Source organism: Nonomuraea sp. NPDC052116, assembly GCF_040680035.1.
Classification (GTDB): Bacteria; Actinomycetota; Actinomycetes; order Streptosporangiales; family Streptosporangiaceae; genus Nonomuraea; species Nonomuraea angiospora_A.
Genome location: NZ_JBFAWA010000062.1, coordinates 24328 through 45267 on the forward strand (window position 1 = coordinate 24328; position 20940 = coordinate 45267).

Genomic DNA, 20940 nt, shown 5'->3' on the forward strand with positions numbered 1-20940 from the left:
ACTGCTCCCGCGATCACCCTCTGACGACAGGCATCGTCCGTCATCCCGCGCGGTGCGTAGTCGACGGCCACCTCTACCGCGTGATCCAGGGCGCGTGATCATGTCCTGTCGCCCGCTACGCTCCGCGCGACGAAGGCCCCCTCGCGGGCGAGCGCCGGCGAGGTCGCCGGTCAACGGGCCGCGACGTGCACCGTGCGTGTTGCCACTTGGACGGCGGGTAAGTCCCACCGGGGGTGGGGGCATTGGACGAATTCGACGTGGTCGTGATCGGTGCGGGTCCCGCGGGCGAGACGGTCGCGGGCAGGTGTGCCGACGGTGGGCTGTCGGTGGCGTTGGTGGAACAGCGGCTGGTGGGAGGCGAGTGCCTGTACTACGGATGCATCCCGAGCAAGGCGCTGATCCGGCCGGGAGACGTGCTCGCGGCCACCCGCCGGGTACCGGGGGCGGCGGAGGCGGTCACCGGCGCCCTTGATTCCCGGGAGGCGTTCGCGCGCCGTGATCAACTGGTCGGCAGGTGGGACGACTCGGCGCAGTTGCCCTATTTCGAGGAGAAGGGGGTCACGTTCGTCCGCGGGGCGGGCCGAATCGCCGACGACCGGGTGGTCGACGTCTCGACCGCCGAGGGCCCCACGCGACGGATGGCGGCGCGCCGGGCGGTGGTGCTGGCCACCGGCACCAGTCCGGCCATCCCGCCCATCGACGGCCTACGCCACATCGAGGTGTGGAGCAACCAGGAAGCGACGGCGGCGAAAGACCTGCCCGAACGGCTGCTGGTGATCGGCGGCGGATTCGTCGGCGCGGAGATGACGCAGGCGTTCCGGCGGCTGGGCTGTCCCGAGGTGACGGTGGTGGAGGAGGCCGAGCGGCTGCTGATGGCGGAGGAACCGTTCGCCGGTGAGCAGGTACGCGCGGCGTTCGAGGCCGAGGACATCGATGTCGTGACGGGCGTCCGCGTGACCGCCGTCGCGCGGACGGACTCCGAGGGGCCACTGACCGCGACACTCGGCGACGGCCGCCGGGTCACCGCCGATGCGATCCTCGTCGCGGTCGGCCGCCGGCCGGAGACCGAGGGCCTCGGCCTGGAGGTCATCGGCCTGACAGCCGGCGGATTCGTCGAGGTCGACGGCTGGATGCGGGCCACGGGCGTGCCGGGTGGCTGGCTGTACGCCGTCGGCGACTGCAACGGCCGCGCGCTGCTGACCCACATGGGCAAGTACCAGGGCCGGCTCGCCGCCGATGTGATCATGGGTAAGGACGTGCCCGGGGCGACCGACGTGGTGCCGCGCGTGATCTTCACCGATCCCCAGGTCTGCGCGGTCGGACTGACCGAGAAGCAGGCCCGCGAGCGCGGCCTGGCGGTGCGGACCGTGACCACCGGCACTGGCGACGTCGATGGGGCCCGGGTGCTGGGTGTGGGGATCACCGGCACGAGCAAGCTCGTCGTCGACGCCGACCGCAAGGTGCTGGCCGGTGCCACCTTCACCGGGCCCGGCATGCAGGAGTTGCTGCACTCGGCCACCATCGCGATCGTCGGCGAGACGTCGCTCGACACGCTGTGGCAGGCGGTGCCTCCGTTTCCCACGGTCAGCGAGGTCTGGCTGCGGCTGCTCGAGAAGTACGGCCTCTAGGTCCCGGCGCCACGGGCCACGGCGGCGATAAGCGCTACTCTGACCGCGTCTGACGGCCTCGTCCGGCGTGCTGACACACTGAGACGAGGGAGGCTGAGGAAGGCAGGTCAGGGTACGTGGTGACACTCACGCTGGTCCTCGTGGTGGGCGCCACGGTCGTGTCGGCGCTGGCCAGGCGGCTGGGCGTGCCGTCACCGATCGCGCTGGTGATCGCCGGGATCCTGGTCAGCCTGGTGCCAGGCCTGCCCGACTACCAGCTGGATCCGGAGCTGGTGCTGTTCGGGTTCCTGCCGCCGCTGCTGTACGCCGAGGCGCTCGACACGAGCCTGCGGGACCTGCGGGCCAACATGCGCTCGATCACGCTGCTGTCGGTCGGTCTGGTGCTGGCCAGCACGATCGCGGTCGGGTATCTGGCGCACGCGCTCGTGCCCGGGCTGCCGCTGGCGGCCGGGTTCGTGCTCGGCGCGATCGTCGCGCCGCCGGACGCGCTCGCGGCGGCCGCGATCGCGAACCGGGTGGGGCTGCCGCGCCGGGTGGTCACCGTACTGGAGGGCGAGAGCCTGCTCAACGACGCCACCGCCCTGGTGGCGTACCGCATCGCGATCGCCGCCGTGGTCACCGGTGTGTTCTCCTACGGCGACGCGGTGCTCGGGTTCCTGCTGGTCAGCGTGATCGGTGTCGGGTTCGGGCTGGCCGTGGGATTCCTCGTCGTCCAGGTGCGGCGCCGGATCGAGGACCCGCTGACGGAGAACACCGTGTCGCTGGTCACCCCGTTCGCGGCCTACCTGGGCGCGGAGACGCTGCACGGCTCGGGCGTGCTCGCGGTGGTGGTGACAGGACTGGTGGTGGCGCGGGCGGCGCCACTGATCGTGTCCAGCACCACCCGGCTGCAGGGGCAGGCGGTCTGGGAGATGATCGCGTACCTGCTGCAGGGCGTCGTGTTCGCGCTCATCGGCCTGCAGCTGCGGCAGATCCTGGCGGGGCTGCACGGTTACTCCGCCGTCGAACTCGCGCTGTACGCGGGCGCGGTGACGCTCACGCTGATCGTCGTACGCATCATGTGGGTGTTCCCGACCATTTACCTGCCGCGGCTGCTCTTCCCGAGCATCCGTGCCCGTGATCCGTCTCCGCCGTGGCAGGCGGCTGTCATCGTGTCCTGGGCGGGGCTGCGCGGCGTGGTGTCGCTGGCCGCCGCGTTCGCCATTCCGCTGACCGCGGGCAGCGCCCCGTTCCCCGGGCGGGACCTGATCCTGTTCCTGACCTTCGCGGTGATCGTGGCGACGCTGGTGCTGCAGGGGCTGACCCTGCCGTGGGTCAGCCGCCGTCTGCGCATCGCAGGCAGGGAGGACGACCTGCCCGCGCTGGAGCAGGCGAGCGCGGAGCACACCACGGCCAGACTGGCCCTGATGCGCCTGGACCAGATCGTGGCCGAGGGTGCGCTGCCCGCCGACGTGGAGCTGCGCCTGCGCAGGGACCTGGAGGAGCGGGCCCGCAAGGCGCACGCCGTACTGGGGCCCGGCGCGGACGACGAGCACCTGCCTGAGCTCGTCGAGGGGGCGGTCACCGCTGCGGCGACCTACGCCGAGGCACGCAGAGAGCTGCTGCGGGTGGAGCGCGAGGAGGCGGTGCGCCTGTGGCAGCGCGGCGAGATCGGCGACGAGGCTCTCCAGGCCGTGCAGCGCAGGCTCGACCTGGAGGAGCAGCAGATCCTCTGATGATCAATACTATGCCGGCGCGATGGCATCGACCTCGATCATGAGATGGCGGGGGCAGCGCAGTGTCGGGTTGGGCCGGTACGGTGGCGGATCGGTGACCAGCCGGGGATTGACCAGCCGGCGGGCCAGCGCGGAGAGTGCCACCTGCGTCTCGATCCGGGCCAGCGGCGCGCCGAAGCAGTTGTGGATGCCGTTGCCGAAGCCGAGGTGCGCATTGTCGGCACGGTCGGGGTCGAAACGGTCCGGGTCGGTGAAGCGTTCGGGGTCGCGGCTGCCGGAGGCGAGGACGAGCGCAAGGGGTGCGCCTTTCGGGATGGTGGTGCCGGCGATGTCGATGTCGGCCAGGGTGCTGCGGGCGGTCAGCATGTGCACCGGTGGTTCGTAGCGCAGAAGTTCCTCGACCAGCGGGATGCTCAGGTCGGGTTCGTGGCGCAGCGACTCGAGCACGTCGGGGTGGCGCAGCAGGGTGAGCAGGCCGTTGGCGATGAGGTTGACGGTGGTCTCGTGGCCGGCGACCAGCAGCAGTCCGGCGGTGTTGAGCAGGTCGGTACGGGCCATCGGCCCGTGCGGGCCGGCGTCGGTGAGCAGGCCGGAGATCAGGTCGTCGCCCGGTCGGAGGACGCGGGCGTCGGCGAGCGTGTTGAGGAATTCGCCCAGTTCGCGGGTGATCTCGCTTCTCCTCTTCTGCCGCTCCTCGAACGTTCCGGTGGTCGGGTCGAAGGCCTCGACGGTGGCGTCGGCCCAGTGGTGGAAGCGCGGCTCGTCCTCGCGTGGCACGCCGAGCAGGTGGCAGATCGCGGCCACGGGCAGCGGGTAGGCGAACTCCGCGACGGCGTCGATGCGGTTCTTGCCGGCGAAGCCGTCGATCAGGCCGTCGGTGACCCCGGCGAGCCAGGGGCGGAGGGCGTCGACGCGCCCGGGCGACTCCGGCGGCCCGAACGGGCGCATCGCCAGTTCCCGCAGCCGGTCGTGGTCGGGCGGGTCAAGGTTGATGAAGGGCAGGAGCAGGGCGGGCCCGCCGGCCGTGGCCTCGGTCACGCCGGGGCTCGGTTGGCGGGGTCGAGGATCTGCTGGTAGAGGCTGGCCTGTGCCATGACGATGCCTTTCGTGAACTCCACGAGCGCACAGCGCGTCCGGAGCGGCCCGGTGGACGGTCGGATCAGCGGCGATGGACGAGCCCGGCGCGGCGCTCGCCGGGATCGTGGCCGGTCACGACAACGGTGGCGTACAGATCACGGACCCGCTGGTCACCGGCCGGGCGGCTGACTTTGTAGCGCTTCAGTTACGCGACGTAGCCGGACGAGGCGCGGCCGAGCAACATGGCGCGCTCCCAACCGTGCCATTACGACCTCTGATCACGGGCGATCTCGGCAGCGGACCCCTTGCGGGTCGTCCCGCGCTGAAGGTGTTTCAACCACAGCACCTGGACACGCGTTCGCCTTACACCGAGGCGATGCGATCTCGCCGGTCGGCCAGCTGACGCCGGGAATGGACGTCGAGTTTCCTGAACACCTTTCGCAGGTGGTAGTCCACGGTGTGCACGCTGAGGTAAAGCTGGGTCGCGATCTCCGCGTTCGTGGCCCCGCCGGCCGCCAGGCGGGCGACCCGCGCTTCCTGGGTGGTCAGGTCGCTGCCACGGCTGTGTGCGTCCCCGCCGTGCTGCACCGGATCGCCGGCCGCGGAAAGCTCCTGTGCCGTTCTGGCCGCGTAGCCTTGAGCGCCCATGGCGTCGAAGAGCTCGTAGGCGAGCCGCAGTTCGTACCGCGCATCCTTGGTTCTGCGCTCACGGCGCAGCCACTCCCCGTAGAGCTGATGGCTCCGCGCCCTGCGCAACGGGCCCCGGGTGTTCTCATGATGCTGTATGGCCCGCAGATACAGCTCTTCCGCCGCCGAGGCGTCGGCTGCCGTCAGCGCCTGCGCGCGGGCAAGGTCACCGAGCAGGCCTGGAACGGGGGTCGTGCCGGCGAGCCGGGACAGGCGTTCCAGCAGCTCGGCCGCGTCGTCGGCCTTGCCGCAGCGGGTCGCCGCCTCCACCATGTCGACGAGGGCGAACTTGAGCTGGCTGGTGTCCCCGATCTTGTCTTCCAGGCTCAGGAATGCCTCGTGATACCGGCCCTGGCTCAGCTCGATCACGCTGCGAGCGTAGTCACAGAAGACCAGCTGGTACCCCTGGCCGGTGCGGATGGTGTGCTCCTGGACGGCTTCAGCCAGCGTACGTGCCTCCTCGAATCGGCCGCGCCACGCGGCGACGAGCAGGGCACCGAGGTAGAGCTGCGAGCCTCGCGCCTCTTCCAGCGCCGCATGCTGGTCGAACAGGCGCTCCGACTCCGCGAGGCGTCCGGCGATCAGCTCGGACAGCGCCGTGTGGCTGAGCGCCAGGGCCATCGGGATGACGGCCCTCTGCCGCCGGGCTTCCGTCTTCAGGCGCCAGGCGAGTTCGTGCAGTGCGATGTCGTCGCCGAGGATGGTCGCGTGCGAGCAGGCCGCGGCCAGCCACTGGAAGAGTTCGGGCGCCGTCGATTCCTCGTGCCGTACCGCCTCGATGGCCTGCCGCAGCCTCGGGCCTGCGCTCCCGAGTCCTTCGAGATGTACCGCCGTGTCGGCTTCGAGGACCACGTCGCCCGTTGTGACCGGCATCCCGGCGGGCAGCGGGAGAGAGCGGGCCGTCTCTACCACGCCGAGCCGCGATGCCCCCTGCGGCGCGAGCGAGCCGCTGATCTGCGCCTGGACGAGCGCTTCCACGAGGATGTCGCGGGCAAGACGGATGTCGACGGGGCCCAGCTCCCGAGCCGCCGTCAACAGGGCATGGGTCGCCGCCGCCGGCGCGCCGGTAAGACGGTGGATCCGCGCTTGAACGCGTTGTACCAGGCTGTTGTAACGCCGGTCCGCGCGGTAGGCGGCCGCTTCGTCGAGCAGGGCCTGGGCCCGTCCGGGTGAGCCGCCCACGGCGCCGGTCTCCGCCGCCCCCAGGAGGCGACGCGAGCGGGTGGGCAGGTCCGACGACAAGGACGCGGCTCGTGCCAGCAGCGTCGAACTGCCGGACCAGCCACCGCGGTCGCGGGCGCGCTCTGCGGCGCGCTCGAGTTCGGTGGCCACGTTGTCGTCCGGGCCGGTGGCCGCAGCCGCCAGGTGCCAGGCGCGCAGGTCGATCTCGCCGAGGTCTCCCGCGACATCGGCCAGGGCGGCGTGAACCCTCGCGCGCTGCGCCAGCGGGGCGCCGTAGTAGACGGCCGAACGGATCAATGGGTGGCGGAACCTGACCGTCTCCCGGATCGACAGGAGCTCGCGCTCCTCAGCGGCCGCCGCGGCACTCGCGTCGAAGCCGAGCTCTGGACCGGCCCGCCACAGGACGTTCGGATCACTGGTGGGATCGGCCGCGGAGGCGAGTAGCAAAGTCCGCGTCTGCGGTGGCAGCGCCACCGCTTCGCGTAGGTAGGCCTTTTCGAGGGCGCGGCCGAGCGGAACGGGCTCGGGCAGCGGCGCCTGACCGCTGAGCTGATCGGTACTCAGTTCCCGGGCCGCCTCGATCAAGGCGAGGGGGTTGCCCCCGGTGGAGGCGACAACTCGGCCGCGGACGTCCGGATCGAGGACCCCGGAGACCACCGATTCCAGCAGCCGCCCGGCCGGTTCGGTGGCCAGGCCGGTTACGGGCAGCTCAGGCAGCCCAGCCAGGTGGTCGACGCGGTCCGTCCGGTCCCGGACGGCGAACACCATCGCGACGGAGTCCGCGTACAGCCGGCGGGCCACGAAAGTGAGCACCGCGGCGGACTCCTCGTCGAGCCAGTGGGCGTCATCGACCAGACACAGCAGGGGCCTGTCGTCGGCGCGCACGGCCAGCAACCCGAGCGAGGCGAGCGCGACGAGGAAACGGTCGGGCGGATCGGTCCGTTCCTGAAGTCCGAAGACCTGACAGAGCGCGTCGCGCTGCGGATCGGGCAGCTTGGGCAGTTGCGCCAGATGCGGCCTGAGCAGGTGGTGCAGCGCGGCGAACCCGAGCTCGGCCTCGGATTCCACGGCGTCGAAGCGCATGAGCTCGAAGCCGGCGGCCGTGGACTGAAGGTGATCGAGCAGCGCGCTCTTGCCGGTCCCGGGCCCGCCTCGCAGTACGGCGACCGCGCTCATCCCCTGCCGGGCATCGTCGAGCGCCGCCGCCAGCCGACCGCATTCCTCGTCCCGTCCGAACAGCTCGTCCACTGGTCAACCCTAGGTGCTGAGGAGGGGGCCGGCTTCCGCTTTCCCCTGGCACGGTTGAGCCCGATCATCGGACCCGTGCCGTCCATAGTGGCCAACGCTGAGGCCCTTGTCCAACTACCGCAGTAGCTGCGGGAACGGCCTTTGGACGGCCCTCCGCCGCTGTGCGCGGCCGGTGGCTGATCAGGTGAGCGTGTCGTAGCGTCGGAGTTCGGCGCCGGCATAGTCGACGACTGCCTGATCGGCGGCCACGGCCTGGCGCAAGCGGTCGATGAGCGCAGGAAGGCTTGCGGCGGGCAGCGCGCAGGTCATCTCACTCGCGGGCAGACCAGTGCGGACCCGGCTGATCGCGCATCCCGGGCTGACCGCGATCTGGCCGCTGTAGGCGAGTGGAATGATCTGGCATTGCGGCCTGGTGGCGAACCGCAGGTCTGGGCATGCGCCCTGGAGTGTCATGAGCGAGGACGGCGAGAGCCGGACGAGCACGACATCCGGGCTGGTGGCCGCCGCGAGTGGCTCGTAGCGGATCGACGCCGGCCGGATCGGCAGGTGCGCGACGGCCGCGAGGTCTTCCGGGGTGATCCATCCGCTGCTGATCAGGGCTGCGGTGTCAGGCCCGGACACCGCGGCGGCCAGGTCGATGAGGCCGTGTGTGTAGCTTCCGGTGCTGCAATTGGCGTGGTCCGCAGGGCGCGTGTCGAGGGGGCGCCGCTGGGCCGGTTCCCAGAAGCAGCAGCCTGCGGGCTGTGCGGCGAGCCCCTCGCCGCCGGCGGTGGCGGGCTCTGTGCCGAACGTGATCGCGACCGGCGGATGAGTCAGGCCGAGGAGTTCGATGAGCGAGGCCGCCAGAGCGGGCATCTGCGTCATGGTGCGGCACCTTTCATGCGCGGGACTCGCGTTCTCCGGAGCCGTCGCCCGGAAAGGCGATGCGGATCTGGTGCTCGCCGATGTCCAGGTCGAGCTGGATGGAGTTGCCGCTGGTGACGTGCCAGCCGGACCAGTCGTGGCCGTCGACGGTGATCGATACCTCAGCCGGGCCGGGCAGTCGGTCGATGGTGAAGCTGGTGGGATCTCCTCGCCGGGAGGGTGTGGCGGCCGTGGTCTCGATGGTGAGCACGTGCCGGGCCATGTCGTTCTGGGCCCGGCGGACGCCGATGCTCGGGTAGTCGATACCGCGGAGAACCGGTTCCGAGGCCGAGGCGGGTTGGGGCTCGTTGAAGACCCGCCACCAGGCTCCCGGGCCGGCGCACTCGGTCAGCATCATCGTGGCGTTGAGCTGTCCGCGGGGCCAGGTGGAGTCGTAGCCGAACCAGAAGGCGAAACGGTCGTTCTCTTCGCCGAAGAACCGGGGCTGGAAGTCACGTTCGGCGATGGCCCGGATGCGGTCCTCGGTGCCGGTGTCCCCGACCTCGCGTGCCATCCACAAGGCCGTGCACAGCTGGTGCGGGTCGAGGTCGAGCTTGCTCAGGGGTTCATCCGGGTCGTTCCAGCCGAGTCTGCGCATCGACAGCTCGTACAGCCAGGCGGCGAACTCGCGGTCCTGCGGGTACAGGTACAACAGGCAAGGAAGCGCGTCGTAGGCCACCAAGGGCCCAGGCAGCGACATGCGGCGTTGTTCCACCGGATCGTAGTAGAACGCGAACGTGTCCAGCTCGCCGGTGCGCGTCAGGCTAATGTAGTGTCGGCGGGCGTAGTCGACCCAACGTGGGAACGGCTCGTGCAGGGTGGTTCCGAACAGCGCGTCGTAGAGCTTCAGCCCGAGCCCGGCGGCGCTGACGCAGAATGGCCAGATCTTGGTGTTCTCGCAGTGCGGGCCCTGCGGACGGGTCCGGAACTGGGCGGAGATGAACTCCGCCATGCGCTTGTGGGTCCAGGTGAACTGGCGGTTCTGGTACCCGGTGATGTCGAGTGGCCGGCCCTCGCCGGGCTCATCGGATACGTAGCGGCGTATTCCGAGCAACAGGTTCAGCCAGCCCCGGTAGAACAGGTTGCCGTCGGCGCCGACCGGATCCGGCTGCAGTCCCCACGGCTCGACCCCGTTTCCGGTCCATCCCGGCATCGCGTAGCGGCCGCGAAGCGGCTCGGGGATATTGGCCAGCCACTCGGGCGGGTAGCGGTCCACGCCGGGATCGGGCCCGATCAGCGTGCACCAGTCAACTGCGCCCCAGAACGAGACATAGCGGCGGATGAGCTCGTCCGCGATCCGGGTGTAAGCCTCCCGCCACGCCGGGGTCGCTTCGAGCATCAGCGGAAGGACGTACCCCATATATGCGACGTCGAACCGGGGGAAGGCGCACATCGGTGGCACGCTGTAGCGATCCCACCACGCGTGAGGTTCGCCCAGGTCGCTCCAGTCGTCATCAGTCGTCGCCTTGTCCCACATGAACCGCAGCCACCCCAGCGTACGGTCGTTCAGGCCGGCCGCCGGCTTTCCGGCCACGAGCGTCTCGGCACGCCTGCTCATCACGGCTCCCGCAGCGGTTCGCCGTTGGCTCCGCGTACGATCCACAGCTTGGCGCGCGAGTTCCAGGCACCGGTCCAGCGCGGATCCAGTTGCCGCACCGCCGGCTCAATCGTGATCTTCTCGGCGCCGTTCGAGGCTGGGTCGTGTGCCAGGTACGCGCCCGGCAGAGCCCGCCGACGAGGACCCGTCCGGCCGACGGCCACCAGCTTCCGGGTCAGGCCATGGAACCACACCAGGATCATCGCGCTGCCCTCGATGCGGACGGCTCCGTGCATCAGGTCGCCCATGATGCGGTCGATCGCACGTGGCGAGGTCAGGGCACGAAGCGCCTGGCCGCTGCTGGTGAACCGGACGGCGAGGTCGGGAGCCTCGGCCCGTCCGGGCCTCACGGACACGAGGCGCCGCCGGCTGTCGAAAACCCAGTGCCTCGCGACACCGTCGTCGGTGGAGATCTCGACCGTGAGGCTGCGCGTGATCTGCGACCGGACCGCGGCACTGAACCGGGACGCCAGCGCGAGCCCATGTCCGAGCCACCACAGCAGCACCCGTAGCCCGGCCACGAGCGCCGGACCAGACCCTCGTGGTCGCGCGTGCAGCAGCCGGTGGGCGATGTCCATCACGCGGCTCTTTCCTCGCCGGCCCCGGACAGGAAGCTGTGTACCAGCTCGGCGAATTGCTCGGGCCACTGGAACAAGAAGCCGTGGCCGGAGTCGGGGTAGATCCGGACGCGCGCGTTGGGCAGGTGCCTGGCCATCAGCCAGGCGTTCGGGGTCGGGATCATGATGTCGTTGTCACCGGCGGCGATCAGAACCGGCTGGGTGATCCCGGCCAGCCGGCTCAACCTGGACGGGGCGGAGATGCCCCATTCGGTGATGGCGTCGAACTGGGCGTCCCGGGCCTGCAGGCCGGCGGGCTTGTCGCGGCCGTCCTCGCGGGCGGCGCACCGTCGCAGGAACTCCCGGCCTTCCTGCTGGCTGGTCGGGGTGATCTCGAAGAACAGGGGCAGCAGGTCCTCCGGACGGTTGTGCGCGACGTTGGCGAGGGCCGCGACGTCGTTGATCCAGCCGTGCATGAGCTCGCCGCTCTGCGGTCCGGTGCCGGCCAGCACGAGCCGGCGGACCAGCTGGGGGCGGAGCAGGGTCAGTTCCTGGGCGATCATCCCGCCGATGGAGAACCCGAGCAGGTCGATCCGGGGCAGCCCGAGCGCGTCGGTGAAGGCGATGATGTCACGGGCCATCTCGGTGATGGTGCGCGGCACCGTCCCCGAGGACAGGCCGATCCCGGCGTTGTCCACCGTGATGACCTCGCGGTCGGACGCGAGGGCGCCCAGCAGCAGCGGATCCCAGTCGTCCAGGTTGCCGCGGAAGTGCTGCAGCATCACCAGCGGGAGTACGCCGGAGGGCGAAGTGCCGAACCGCCGGTAGGCGTAGCTGACCCCGTTGTCTGCCTCAACCGACTGGTTCGGGGCAGTCAGCGCGATATCGCAGGTCGCCATGATCATCTCTTCGGTTTTCGTCGACATGACCATCTCTTCTCTTCAAGACCTTCTCAAATGTCGGCAACGAGCTGGCCGGCGTTTCCCGCTTCCCAGGGATGTCACCCGAAATGACGGGCCGAGACCGACCCCGGCCCGGACAGAAGGTCCTTATTTGGCACCCTTCTAGGCGGACTACCCGCTGGTGGTGACGTCATACATGCGATCGTCCGCGCGCGCCCCAGCGGGAGCCGAACCTCGCAGAACAGGTATGATCAGCACAAAAGCCGCAAAAGGTCAGAAATGCCCAGTGGCTGCCGCTTCGCTCTTCCAAGCCGACACGAGGAGGAAGACGCTGTGGACATCAAGAACTCGACCGCGCTCGTGACCGGCGCCAACCGCGGCTTCGGCCGGCATCTCGCCGCACAACTGCTCGTCCGTGGAGCCGCCAAGGTGTATGCCACCGCCCGCGATCCATCCACCGTGGACCTGCCTGGCGTCGTACCGCTGCGGCTGGACATCACGGATCAAGCTTCCGTAGCCGAGGCTGCACGGGCTGCTCCCGATGTCACGCTGTTGATCAATAACGCGGGCATCAGTACCCGCGTGGGCCTGGTCAAAGGCGACCTCGCGGACATCAAGCGGGAGATGGACACACACTTCTTCGGCACCCTGGCGGTAACCCGCGCGTTCGCCCCGATACTGGCCAGGAACGGCGGCGGTGCGATCCTCAACGTGCTCTCCGTGCTCTCCTGGATCCACCACCCCGACTACGGCGGGTACTGCGCGGCCAAGGCCGCCGAATGGGCGATGACGAACGTGATCCGGCAGGAGCTGTCACCCGCCGGCATCGAGGTGACTGCACTCCATGTCGGCTACATGGACACGGACATGGCCGAAGACGTCGCCCCTGCCGGCAAGCTCGACCCCGCGGCGGTGGCCGCGGCCGCGCTCGACGGTGTCCAGGCACGCGCGCCCGAGGTCCTCGTCGGCGACAGAACCCGCCAGGTCAAGGCTGCCCTGTCCGGCGGACTTGACCTGCTGTATCCCGATGTTGCGGTAGCGAGCCCCCGCTGAGCAGACCTGGGCACAGGTCCTGCCGCACGCGGTTGACGACGCCTGCTTCCGCCGTGGGCCGTCTGGCGGCGTGGCGTCAGGACAGGTGCCTGCGGAACCAGTCGCGCGCCGCCGCGCTGGACTCCTGGAACCTGGACAGATAGGGATCGAAGTGGCCGCCTGGCAGCAACGCCAGCTGCTTCGGCTCAAGCGCGCGCTCGTAGGCCGCGAGCGCCAGGTCCGTGAGGGTGATGGTGTCGTGGTCGGCGACCACGAGCAGCAGCGGGGTGGGCGAGACCCGGCTGATCCAGGCGCCGGGCTCGTACATGCGGGCGGCGCGCGTGGAGCGCAGGGTCACCTGGTTCTCCCAGGCACCCGGGGGCAGCGGCTGGAGGTAGAGGTCGATCGCCTCCTTGCCCCGGTACGCCGCCGCCACGGCGGGGTCGTCGCTGACGACCGCCTGCGTGCTGGGCGGCTCGCCGCGGAACTGAGCCCGCTCGTCCTCGGCGAACGCCTCCTCCAGGCCGGCGACGGCATCCGGCGGGACGCGGCGCAGGCCCTGCTCGTATCCGCTGATCGTGGGCACCTGCGCGACCACGCACCGCAGGCGCCGATCCGTGGCGCCGAGGACGATGGCGTGGCCGCCGGCGTAGCTGGTGCCCCACAGGCCGATCCGGTCGGCGTCGACCTCGGGCCGGCTCTCCAGGAAGGAGATGGCGCGGCGCCAGTCGGCGATCTGCTGCCAAGGGTCCACATCCTGGCGGGGCAGCCCCTCGCTGGCTCCGAACGTGCGGTGGTCGTGAAGGAGCACCACGAAGCCGTCCCCGGCGATGGCCTCGGCGAAGCGCTCCAGCCCGTGCTCCTTCACCCCGGCGAAACCGTGGGCCATGGTGACCGCCGGGTGCGGCCCGGGGCCGTCCGGAGCGAACAGCCAGCCGCGCAGCGTGACGCGGCCCTCCGCGCTGAATGCGATGTCGGTGCGTTGCGTCATGCGCCTTCCCTCTCGTAAGGCCTCAGCCTGCGGCGCCGGCTATCGGTCGTCGGCAAGGAAGTTCGCCGGGTCGATGCGACCGCGCAGGCGCTCCCGCAGCTCGGCGGAGAAGCGGAGTACGGCGCCGAGCGGGCGATGGTGGATCGCCGCGCGAACAATCCGGCCGCGCTCGTTCTTGGTCAGGATGGTCACGCCCCGGATCTGCGTCCCGCCGAATGCCGTGGCCTCCCACTCCAGGAAGGTGTGCGGCCCGCTGGAGCCCTCGCGGGTGAACACCAGCGAGTCGTAGATGTCGCTGGCCGCTTCCATCACCTGCTCGACCTGCCCACGGCCCTCGATCGGCCGCGTGAGCGCGCTACCCTCCAGTACGACGTCCTCGGCGAAAGCTTTCGCGAAAGAGGCAGCGGACTTCTCGGCGAAGGCCGAGATCCACTGCTGAGGCCGCACACTGCGCGTCCTGTCGCCCACGGGATGTGCCTTGGCCAGGAGCGCGTCCAGCAGAGCAGCGACGGCAGCCGGCCGCTCGATGTGCACCCAGTGCCCGGCCCTGTCGACCGTGACCTTCTCGCCTGTGCCGAACCGCTTCAACACCCTGTCGGCGACCATGTCCTCGGTGACGAATCCGTCGTCGGCGCCGCGGATCGCCAGCACGGGACCCAGGTAGCGGCTCGGCCGCTCCCCGTCCGGGTGGCCGGCGTTCCAGCAGTCCACCAGCGCGCGCACCACCTCGGGCCGCACCCGGCCGCCGATCACGGCGAGCCTGTCCAGATCTGCCTCGCCGAGGCCGGTGGACAGCTGCTGCCGGAGCGCTCGCTGCGCCTGAGGGTCGCCGCCCAGCCTGCGGAAGGGCTCGACCGCCTCATCGGGCAACCGTGTGCCGGCGAGCGGAACGGGCGACACCAGTACCAGGCCGAGGGTGCGCTCGGGACGGGCGGCGGCCACCAGTTCCACGACCGGCGCGGCCATGCTCTGCCCGATGAGCACCGCCGGCGTGCCGAGGACATCGACCACGGCCCCGACCTCCGAGGCGAACCGGTCCAGCGTGAACGGGCCGCTCGCATCCGTGCGCTCACCCATACCGGCCAGGTCGAGATGCACCGTCTCGACACCCTCGCTCCCGAGCTCCGCGATTACCGCGTCCCAGACATACTGGTCGTCGAGGAATCCGTGGACGAAGACCAGTGCCCGATCACCCGCGCCGTTCCGCTGGAACCTGATGTCTGTGTCAGCGATGCGATCGATCCGCATGGGGTTCACTCCTTCGCACGACGCTCGCCGAGTCCGGTCTCCACGAACGCCGGCGCCACGTCATCGAGCCTGGCGCGGTGGCCGTGGAGCTCCTCTCATGACAGGAGTGCCAACGCGCTGTACCAGAGCGGGCTCACGTTGAGCCGATCCGGATAGAGCTGCAGCATCTGGTCGTAAAACTCTCGCGGGCTTGGTTTTGCCGCCAGTAGGCGCCGCGCGTCAAGCAGGTAGGCGCGGGTCTGCTCCAGGATCGAAGGGTCGTCGGGTAGATCTCTGTTCTTGTGGCCGGCGACGACTGCGCGCGGGCGCAGGGCGGCAACGGTGTCAAGTGCGGCGAGCCACTTCTCGAACCCGCCGCCGGCGCTTTCCAGCAGGTACTGGTGAACTCCGTTGTATGCGACGTCACCGGCCACGACGAGGCCGATCGACGGCACGTGCAGGACAGTGGTGTCGTCGGTGTCGGTGTGGCCGGTCTCCACCGCCAGCAGGCGGTGGCCCTCCAGCTCGAACCCTCCTGCGGGAATCACCTGGTACACCACGGGACTGTCGGGAATGAGCCCGGGAAAGTCCACGTCCCACATTTGTTCGCGTCCTTCGGTCGCCTGCTTGCGCATCAGGCGGATCGTGCCCTCGGTCGCATACGGCACGGCGCCGGGGAACCTTTTCAGCAGCAGATCGGTACCGAACCAGTGGTCGCCGTGCCCGTGGGTGGCGTAGACATAGGCCAGCCGTTTGCCCCACTGCTCGATCCAGTCGCCGACCGCCTGCACCTGCTCGCGCGTGAAGGGCGGGTCGACCAGGACAGCGTCCGTCTGGCCCAGGATCAGGGTGGATGCCAGTGGCGAGGACACGATCGGACCTCCGTCGGGCAATCGCATGGATCGTTGACGGGGCACCCCGTCGGCGACCAGAACGTCGTAGCGCAGCTCCGTCACGTCACACCTCCGGGCTCTGTGACCGCTCGCCACGAGTAGAGGCGGGCGATGATCTGCTGCTTCGGGAGCCGCAAGCCCGATCCTCGCTACATCTTTCCGGGGACAAGGAACACCTTTCCCTGCCTGCCCTTCTGCTCGGCCTGGGCTACGGCGTCTTCGATCTCGTCGAGCGAGTATTTACGCCCGAGGGAGGTTTCAATGGTTCCCTCGCGCATCAGCGAAACGATGTCTTCCCCCAGCTGCCGTCGTTCTGCGTCGGTGAGTCTCGGGAGCCAGTAGCCGAGCCAGAAGACCTCGAGAGTACGGCGGCCCGCCAGGATGTAGCGCGGATCCTGACCGACCCGGATCGGCTCCCCCGTAAGGGATCCGTAGACCAGCATGCGGCCATCCTCATGGAGCGCCTGGAAAATCTGGGTGCCGGTTTCTCCGACCACGGGATCGATGGCGTACTTGACGCCTTCCGGCCCGACGATACTCCGGACCTGTTCGTCGATCGGCCCCTCGGTGGACACGATGACGGCGTCGGCTCCCAGGCGTTCCAGTTCGGCCGCCGCTTCGCGTCTGCGGACGACATTCACGGTACGGATGCCGTCGCGCTTGGCCAACCTGATGACCATGCGTCCCAGTTCGGAGCCTGCCGCGGACTGGAGGAGCCACTCACCTCTGGGGACCGCCAGCACTCGGCGGACCATGAGGATCGCGGAGGCCGGATTGATGACGAAGGAGGCCACCTGCTCATCGGGGATCTCATCGGGTACCGGGAACAGGTCACCCGCGGGGACGACCGCATATTCCGCCCAGTTTCCCCCTTGGCCATTGACAACCGACAGCCGCTGTCCGACAGCGAGGTTCTTCACGCCGGGCCCGACAGCGTCCACGATGCCGACGCCTTCAAATCCGACCGGCGCTGGAAACCGAGCTTCGACGCCTGCGTAGTATCCCCGTACATACAGGAGATCGGACGGGTTCACCGGGGTCGCCAGAATACGAACCCTTACTTGCCCGTTCCCCGGCTCCGGGAAAGGCACGTCCTCGGTTTCGAGAACCTTGGACGGCTCACCATGTTGAGCGATTCGGATGGCTTTCATCTCTCAGCCCCCCGATCGCCGGAGTCGTAGCCGTCGACGGCGCGCCTCGCATATCCCGGCCGCCCGGTCGACTCACGGATCGGACACCTCTTCAGGTCCGGCGCCGTATATGAAAGATCGCTTACAGTAGTCGACGTTGCGCCGCCGACACGCTCGATCACGGACATCACCACTTCCCCCCGAAGAAGCGAATGGCCCTACGGGCCACTACTCCCCAAAAGACCCCTCCTTACTCGCGAGGTGAGGAACCCGAGCCGGGCGCCGGTCAGCCTTTGGCAGATCTGGCCGAGCCCCAGAGCGCTCCCGGGTTGACTCGGGTCGGGTGCAGTTCCAGCATGCCGCGGTAGAGGTCGAGGGTGGTCGTGGTGCGCTCGGCGAGCGTCTCGAAGTCGTGGATGTACTTCGGATGTTCCTCGGGTCGTCGGGGCGGTCGGGGCGCTTGTGTCCTGCGACGACCGCCTGAGGGTCCAGCGCGGCGATGATGTCAAGTGCCCGTAGCCAGGCCCGGCGGCCTTCGGCGGGCGATTCGGCGAGGTAGAGGTGGACATCGTTGTAGACGGCGTCGCCGGCCACGACCAACCCGATGGACCGCGCGTACAGGCACGTGGTGTCGTCGGTGTCGGTGTGCCCGAGCCCCACGACGACGAGTTCGTCGCCTTCCAGCTCCAGCCGGTCGCCGGCCAGCGGCTCGGCCGCGACGAGCTTGTCGGGGATCTGGCCGGGGAAGCGGGTGTTCCAGAACGACGCGACGAACTCCGGCGCCATCTGCTTCTTCATCTGTGCCACCACGGCCGGTGTGGCGACGGCGCGGGCACGCGGGAAGCGGTCGAGGAGGACACCCAGCCCGAACCAGTGATCACCGTGCCCATGGGTGACGAAGACCGTGGTGAGATTTTTGCCGCTCGCGGCGACCCAGTCCGCCAACCGGCCGGCCTGCTCGTCGGTCATCAGCGCGTCGACCAGCACCGCGTCCCGCTCGCCTGTGATCAGTGTCGCCGTGATCGGCGACCACATGCGTCTGGGCAGGTCGGGCGGCAGGTCTGAGATCTCCGTCGGGATCGACGGTGCCGTGTGAACGCTCCAGCTCAGCGGTGCGCCAGACATGATCATTTCCTCGGATTCCTCGTTGGCCATCACGTAACTGCCGGTAAGGCCTCTATGCCCTCGACTGCCGAAGCCCTATTCGGCGCCCGTGGCCCTGTCACGCGCGCCGCGGAGGCGGCCATGCTCGGCATGCCGGTGTCTACCTGCCTGACGCGGCTCAACGACCTTCATGGGGAATCGCCGGTTCGGCCGTTCAGGTACTGGCGCGCGGCGTCGAGAATGTCCCGGGAGAGAGCAGCGTCGTCGCTGGCTCGGGCGAGGAGGAGGGCGCCGACGAGAGTGGACAGTTCGGCGAGCGCAAGACTCCTGTTCGTGTCGGCATCGTCGTTGTCGTCGAGCCGCTGGAAGTCGTCGAAGAGGTTACGCAGGCCGGCGGTGAAGGCAGTGCGTACCGGGGCGCCGGGCTCGGCACGAGCGGCATCGACGACAAGACCGGCGGCGGCGCAGCCTTTGGCGGGATGGTCGCGGTGGAGCTCGGACAGGTAGGTCGCCAGGTACGTGGTCCGGGCCGACCGTTCGGCCGAGTGTGCACCGGCGGCCTGAACCTGGTCGACGAGCTGCTCCATGGCCCGGCTGCGCTCGGCGAACGCCGCCGTGATCGCTTGGGCGATCAGGTCGTCCTTGGAGGAGAAGTGGCGGTAGAAGCCGCCGTGGGTCAGCCCGGCGGCGGCCATCGCCTGGGGGACGCTGACCTGGTCAGCGCCCCTTTCACGGATCAGCCTGGAGGTGTTGTCGATCACCTGCCGCTTGTGCTCCTCGGCCGCGGCTCGTGACATGCGGGGCATGGATGCCTTCCCTTTCTTCGGCTTGCAAGGACCACCAGGCCGGTGACGCCGGGGTGCCCCCACTTTCCCACTTCGTTTAGATGATGATAATAATCTAAACGGCAGGTGGGCCTCCCACGGCCGAGGGCCCTTGCCGGCTCACCTGACTTCCGAAGCATTTCAAACATGACGGCCTGTGGATCGCAGGCACCAGCCCGGGCGCCGAGCAAACCCCCGATGGGCGGCGCATTAAGGAGAACAACCCCCATGACTCCATCCGCAGTTCCCGGAGGAGCCGCAGGCATGGCCGTCCCCGTGCCGTCTGCCAAACTGACGCACCGACAGATTCTGACCATCCTCAGCGGCCTGTTGCTGGGGGTGTTCCTCGCGGCGCTCGATCAGACCATCGTGAGCACCTCGATCCGGACGATCTCCGACGATCTGCATGGACTCAGCCATCAGGCGTGGGTCACCACCGCATACCTGATCACGTCGACGATCACCACGCCGTTGTACGGGAAGCTGTCCGACATCTACGGGCGCAAACCGTTCTTCCTGGCCGCCATCAGCATCTTCATCGTCGGCTCGGCCGCGTGCACACTCTCCGCGTCCATGACCGAGTTGGCAGGGTTCCGCGCCTTCCAGGGCATCGGCGCGGGCGGCCTGACGTCGCTGGCGATGGCGATCATCGGCGATATGGTCTCGCCGCGCGAGCGCGCCCGGTACCAGGGCTACATCCTTGCGACGTTCGGCTGCTCGAGCGTGCTCGGCCCGCTGATCGGGGGCTTCCTGGCGGGACAGGGACACATTCTCGCCATCACAGGCTGGCGGTGGGTCTTCCTCGTCAACGTCCCGGTCGGCCTCGTCGCCCTCTACGTGGTCGCAAGGGTGCTGGACCTTCCGCACGCCCGACGCGAGCACCGCATCGACTGGTGGGGCGCCGCCACCTTCGCCGTCGGCGTCGTGCCGCTGCTGCTCGTCGCCGAGCAGGGCCAGAGCTGGGGCTGGACCTCGGCCCAATCGATCGTCTGCTACACGGTTGCCGCGATCGGCCTGGTGGTGTGGGTCTGCGTCGAACGGGCGATGGGTGACGAGGCGCTCCTGCCGATGCGACTCTTCGGCAGCGCCATGTTCAGCAAAATGAGCCTGCTCTCCGTGCTTGTCGGGATGGGCATGTTCGGTGGAATGATCACGATCCCGCTGTACCTGCAGATCGTGAGGGGTGTCACCCCCACCCAGTCGGGGCTGCTGATGCTGCCACTTTCGGTCGGCATGCTCCTCTCCATCCTGGTAGCGGGTCGCATTATCCGTAAGACCGGCAAGTACAAGATCTTCCCCGTCGTCGGCTCCGCGCTGATGGCCACGGCGATGGTGCTCCTGCACTACCGGGTGCAGTGGGACACCGCACTGCCGGAGACCGTGGGCTACATGGTCCTGTTCGGCGCCGGACTGGGCGGCTGCTTTCAGGTCCTCATGCTGGCCATGCAGAACGCCGTCGGGCCCAAGGACATGGGGGTCGCGACCGCATCAGCCACCTTCTTCCGGCAGATGGGCGGCACCGCCGCCGCGGCGATCTTCCTCTCCGTGCTGTTCAGCACCGTCGGCGACAAGATCAGCTCGGCCTTCCGGGCGGCGTACCAGAGGGGTGGGGTGAGCGAAGCGCTCCACGACCCCGCCGTGCTCTCCAACCCGGCGAACGCCCCGGTGCTGGACATGCTCCAGCGCCCCCAGAGCTCCGGCAGGCCAGGCTCGGGAGTGCTGGAGAACTCCTCATTCATCCAGCACCTCGACCCCCGGCTCGCCGAGCCGTTCAAAGTCGGCTTCACGGACTCACTCCACGTCGTCTTCCTGATCGTGGCCGCTGTGATGATCCTCGCCTTCCTGGTGGCGGCATGGACCAAAGAGGTGCCGCTGCGCACGATGTCCGGCCTGGAGGCGCGGGCCGCCGCGGAGAGCAGCGGTCCAGCGTCCGGCACTCGGCTCCCGCAGAGCTGAGGCAACGTCACCGCAAACCTCCGACCACTACAGCCCCTCTATTCGTCGCATATGTCACTACATATCCATAGCCCTTTCCCGAGAATGTCGCTGCCAGCAGGGCTTATGTGATGAATATTGATGGATTTTGTAGGTTTCTTATCCATTAATTAGCTCTTGACTCTCAAAAACATCCAATGTTAACTGCGCGTTACATGCCACTTCCTAACCCCCCAAAAGGTGAGCATGGTGAAGAGGTTGTTACGCTCCCTCCCCCTGGCAGCGCTCCTCAGCGCGTTGCTGTCCGG

Annotated in this window: 16 protein-coding genes; 4 read left to right on the top strand and 12 right to left on the bottom strand. The window is 68.9% G+C overall.

Annotated features, from left to right (window positions below; translation table 11 throughout):
- Nucleotides 1–233: 233 nt before the first annotated feature.
- Nucleotides 234–1628, top strand: a complete 1395-nt coding sequence (locus tag AB0L65_RS59605; RefSeq protein ID WP_364265947.1) for an NAD(P)/FAD-dependent oxidoreductase — start codon at nt 234–236, stop codon at nt 1626–1628.
- Nucleotides 1629–1744: 116 nt separating this feature from the next.
- The gene (locus AB0L65_RS59610; protein WP_364265949.1) at nt 1745–3343 is read left to right on the top strand and encodes a Na+/H+ antiporter; all 1599 of its coding nucleotides are present in this window, start codon (nt 1745–1747) and stop codon (nt 3341–3343) included.
- A gap of 9 nt (nt 3344–3352) precedes the next feature.
- Here AB0L65_RS59610 and AB0L65_RS59615 read toward each other — a convergent pair whose 3' ends face one another.
- The 6 genes from AB0L65_RS59615 to AB0L65_RS59640 all read right to left on the bottom strand — a co-directional run bounded on the left by AB0L65_RS59615 (nt 3353) and on the right by AB0L65_RS59640 (nt 11520).
- Nucleotides 3353–4381, bottom strand: a complete 1029-nt coding sequence (locus AB0L65_RS59615; protein ID WP_364265951.1) for a cytochrome P450 — start codon at nt 4379–4381, stop codon at nt 3353–3355.
- 402 nt (nt 4382–4783) lie between these two features.
- Nucleotides 4784–7537: an AAA family ATPase gene (locus AB0L65_RS59620; protein ID WP_364265953.1), complete on the bottom strand. Its 2754-nt coding sequence runs from the start codon at nt 7535–7537 to the stop codon at nt 4784–4786.
- A gap of 180 nt (nt 7538–7717) precedes the next feature.
- The gene (locus AB0L65_RS59625) at nt 7718–8401 is read right to left on the bottom strand and encodes a DUF169 domain-containing protein (RefSeq protein ID WP_364265955.1); all 684 of its coding nucleotides are present in this window, start codon (nt 8399–8401) and stop codon (nt 7718–7720) included.
- Nucleotides 8402–8414: 13 nt separating this feature from the next.
- Nucleotides 8415–9998 (bottom strand): hypothetical protein, encoded by a 1584-nt coding sequence (locus AB0L65_RS59630; protein ID WP_364265957.1) that lies wholly within the window; start codon nt 9996–9998, stop codon nt 8415–8417.
- Nucleotides 9998–10615: a hypothetical protein gene (locus AB0L65_RS59635; protein WP_364265959.1), complete on the bottom strand. Its 618-nt coding sequence runs from the start codon at nt 10613–10615 to the stop codon at nt 9998–10000. Before AB0L65_RS59635 ends, AB0L65_RS59630 begins: the two co-directional genes overlap by 1 nt.
- On the bottom strand, nt 10615–11520 hold the full coding sequence (locus AB0L65_RS59640) for an alpha/beta hydrolase (protein WP_364265961.1): 906 nt from the start codon (nt 11518–11520) through the stop codon (nt 10615–10617). The genes AB0L65_RS59635 and AB0L65_RS59640 overlap by 1 nt, the downstream gene beginning before the upstream one ends.
- A 309-nt stretch (nt 11521–11829) precedes the next feature.
- On the opposite strand from AB0L65_RS59640, the gene AB0L65_RS59645 reads away from it, so the two are divergent.
- Nucleotides 11830–12549, top strand: coding sequence for an SDR family oxidoreductase (locus AB0L65_RS59645; RefSeq protein WP_364265963.1), 720 nt, complete (start codon nt 11830–11832; stop codon nt 12547–12549).
- Nucleotides 12550–12625: 76 nt separating this feature from the next.
- Here AB0L65_RS59645 and AB0L65_RS59650 read toward each other — a convergent pair whose 3' ends face one another.
- The 6 genes from AB0L65_RS59650 to AB0L65_RS59675 form a co-directional block, all read right to left on the bottom strand.
- Complete coding sequence (locus tag AB0L65_RS59650) at nt 12626–13519, bottom strand: alpha/beta hydrolase (RefSeq protein ID WP_364265965.1); 894 nt, start codon at nt 13517–13519, stop codon at nt 12626–12628.
- 39 nt (nt 13520–13558) lie between these two features.
- Entirely contained in the window at nt 13559–14767 is a 1209-nt protein-coding gene (locus AB0L65_RS59655) for an alpha/beta hydrolase (protein WP_364265967.1), read from the bottom strand.
- Nucleotides 14768–14862: 95 nt separating this feature from the next.
- Entirely contained in the window at nt 14863–15702 is an 840-nt protein-coding gene (locus AB0L65_RS59660) for an MBL fold metallo-hydrolase (protein WP_364265969.1), read from the bottom strand.
- A gap of 86 nt (nt 15703–15788) precedes the next feature.
- Nucleotides 15789–16790 carry a zinc-dependent alcohol dehydrogenase family protein gene (locus tag AB0L65_RS59665; protein ID WP_364265971.1) on the bottom strand — a complete coding sequence of 334 codons (1002 nt, stop codon included), beginning with the start codon at nt 16788–16790 and terminating at the stop codon, nt 15789–15791.
- 207 nt (nt 16791–16997) lie between these two features.
- On the bottom strand, nt 16998–17924 hold the full coding sequence (locus AB0L65_RS59670; protein WP_364265977.1) for an MBL fold metallo-hydrolase: 927 nt from the start codon (nt 17922–17924) through the stop codon (nt 16998–17000).
- Between the two features lie 137 nt (nt 17925–18061).
- Entirely contained in the window at nt 18062–18670 is a 609-nt protein-coding gene (locus AB0L65_RS59675; protein ID WP_364265973.1) for a TetR/AcrR family transcriptional regulator, read from the bottom strand.
- A 291-nt stretch (nt 18671–18961) separates the two neighbouring features.
- Between AB0L65_RS59675 and AB0L65_RS59680 the strand changes: the two genes are divergently transcribed.
- Nucleotides 18962–20653 (top strand): MDR family MFS transporter, encoded by a 1692-nt coding sequence (locus AB0L65_RS59680; RefSeq protein WP_364265975.1) that lies wholly within the window; start codon nt 18962–18964, stop codon nt 20651–20653.
- Nucleotides 20654–20940: the final 287 nt, after the last annotated feature.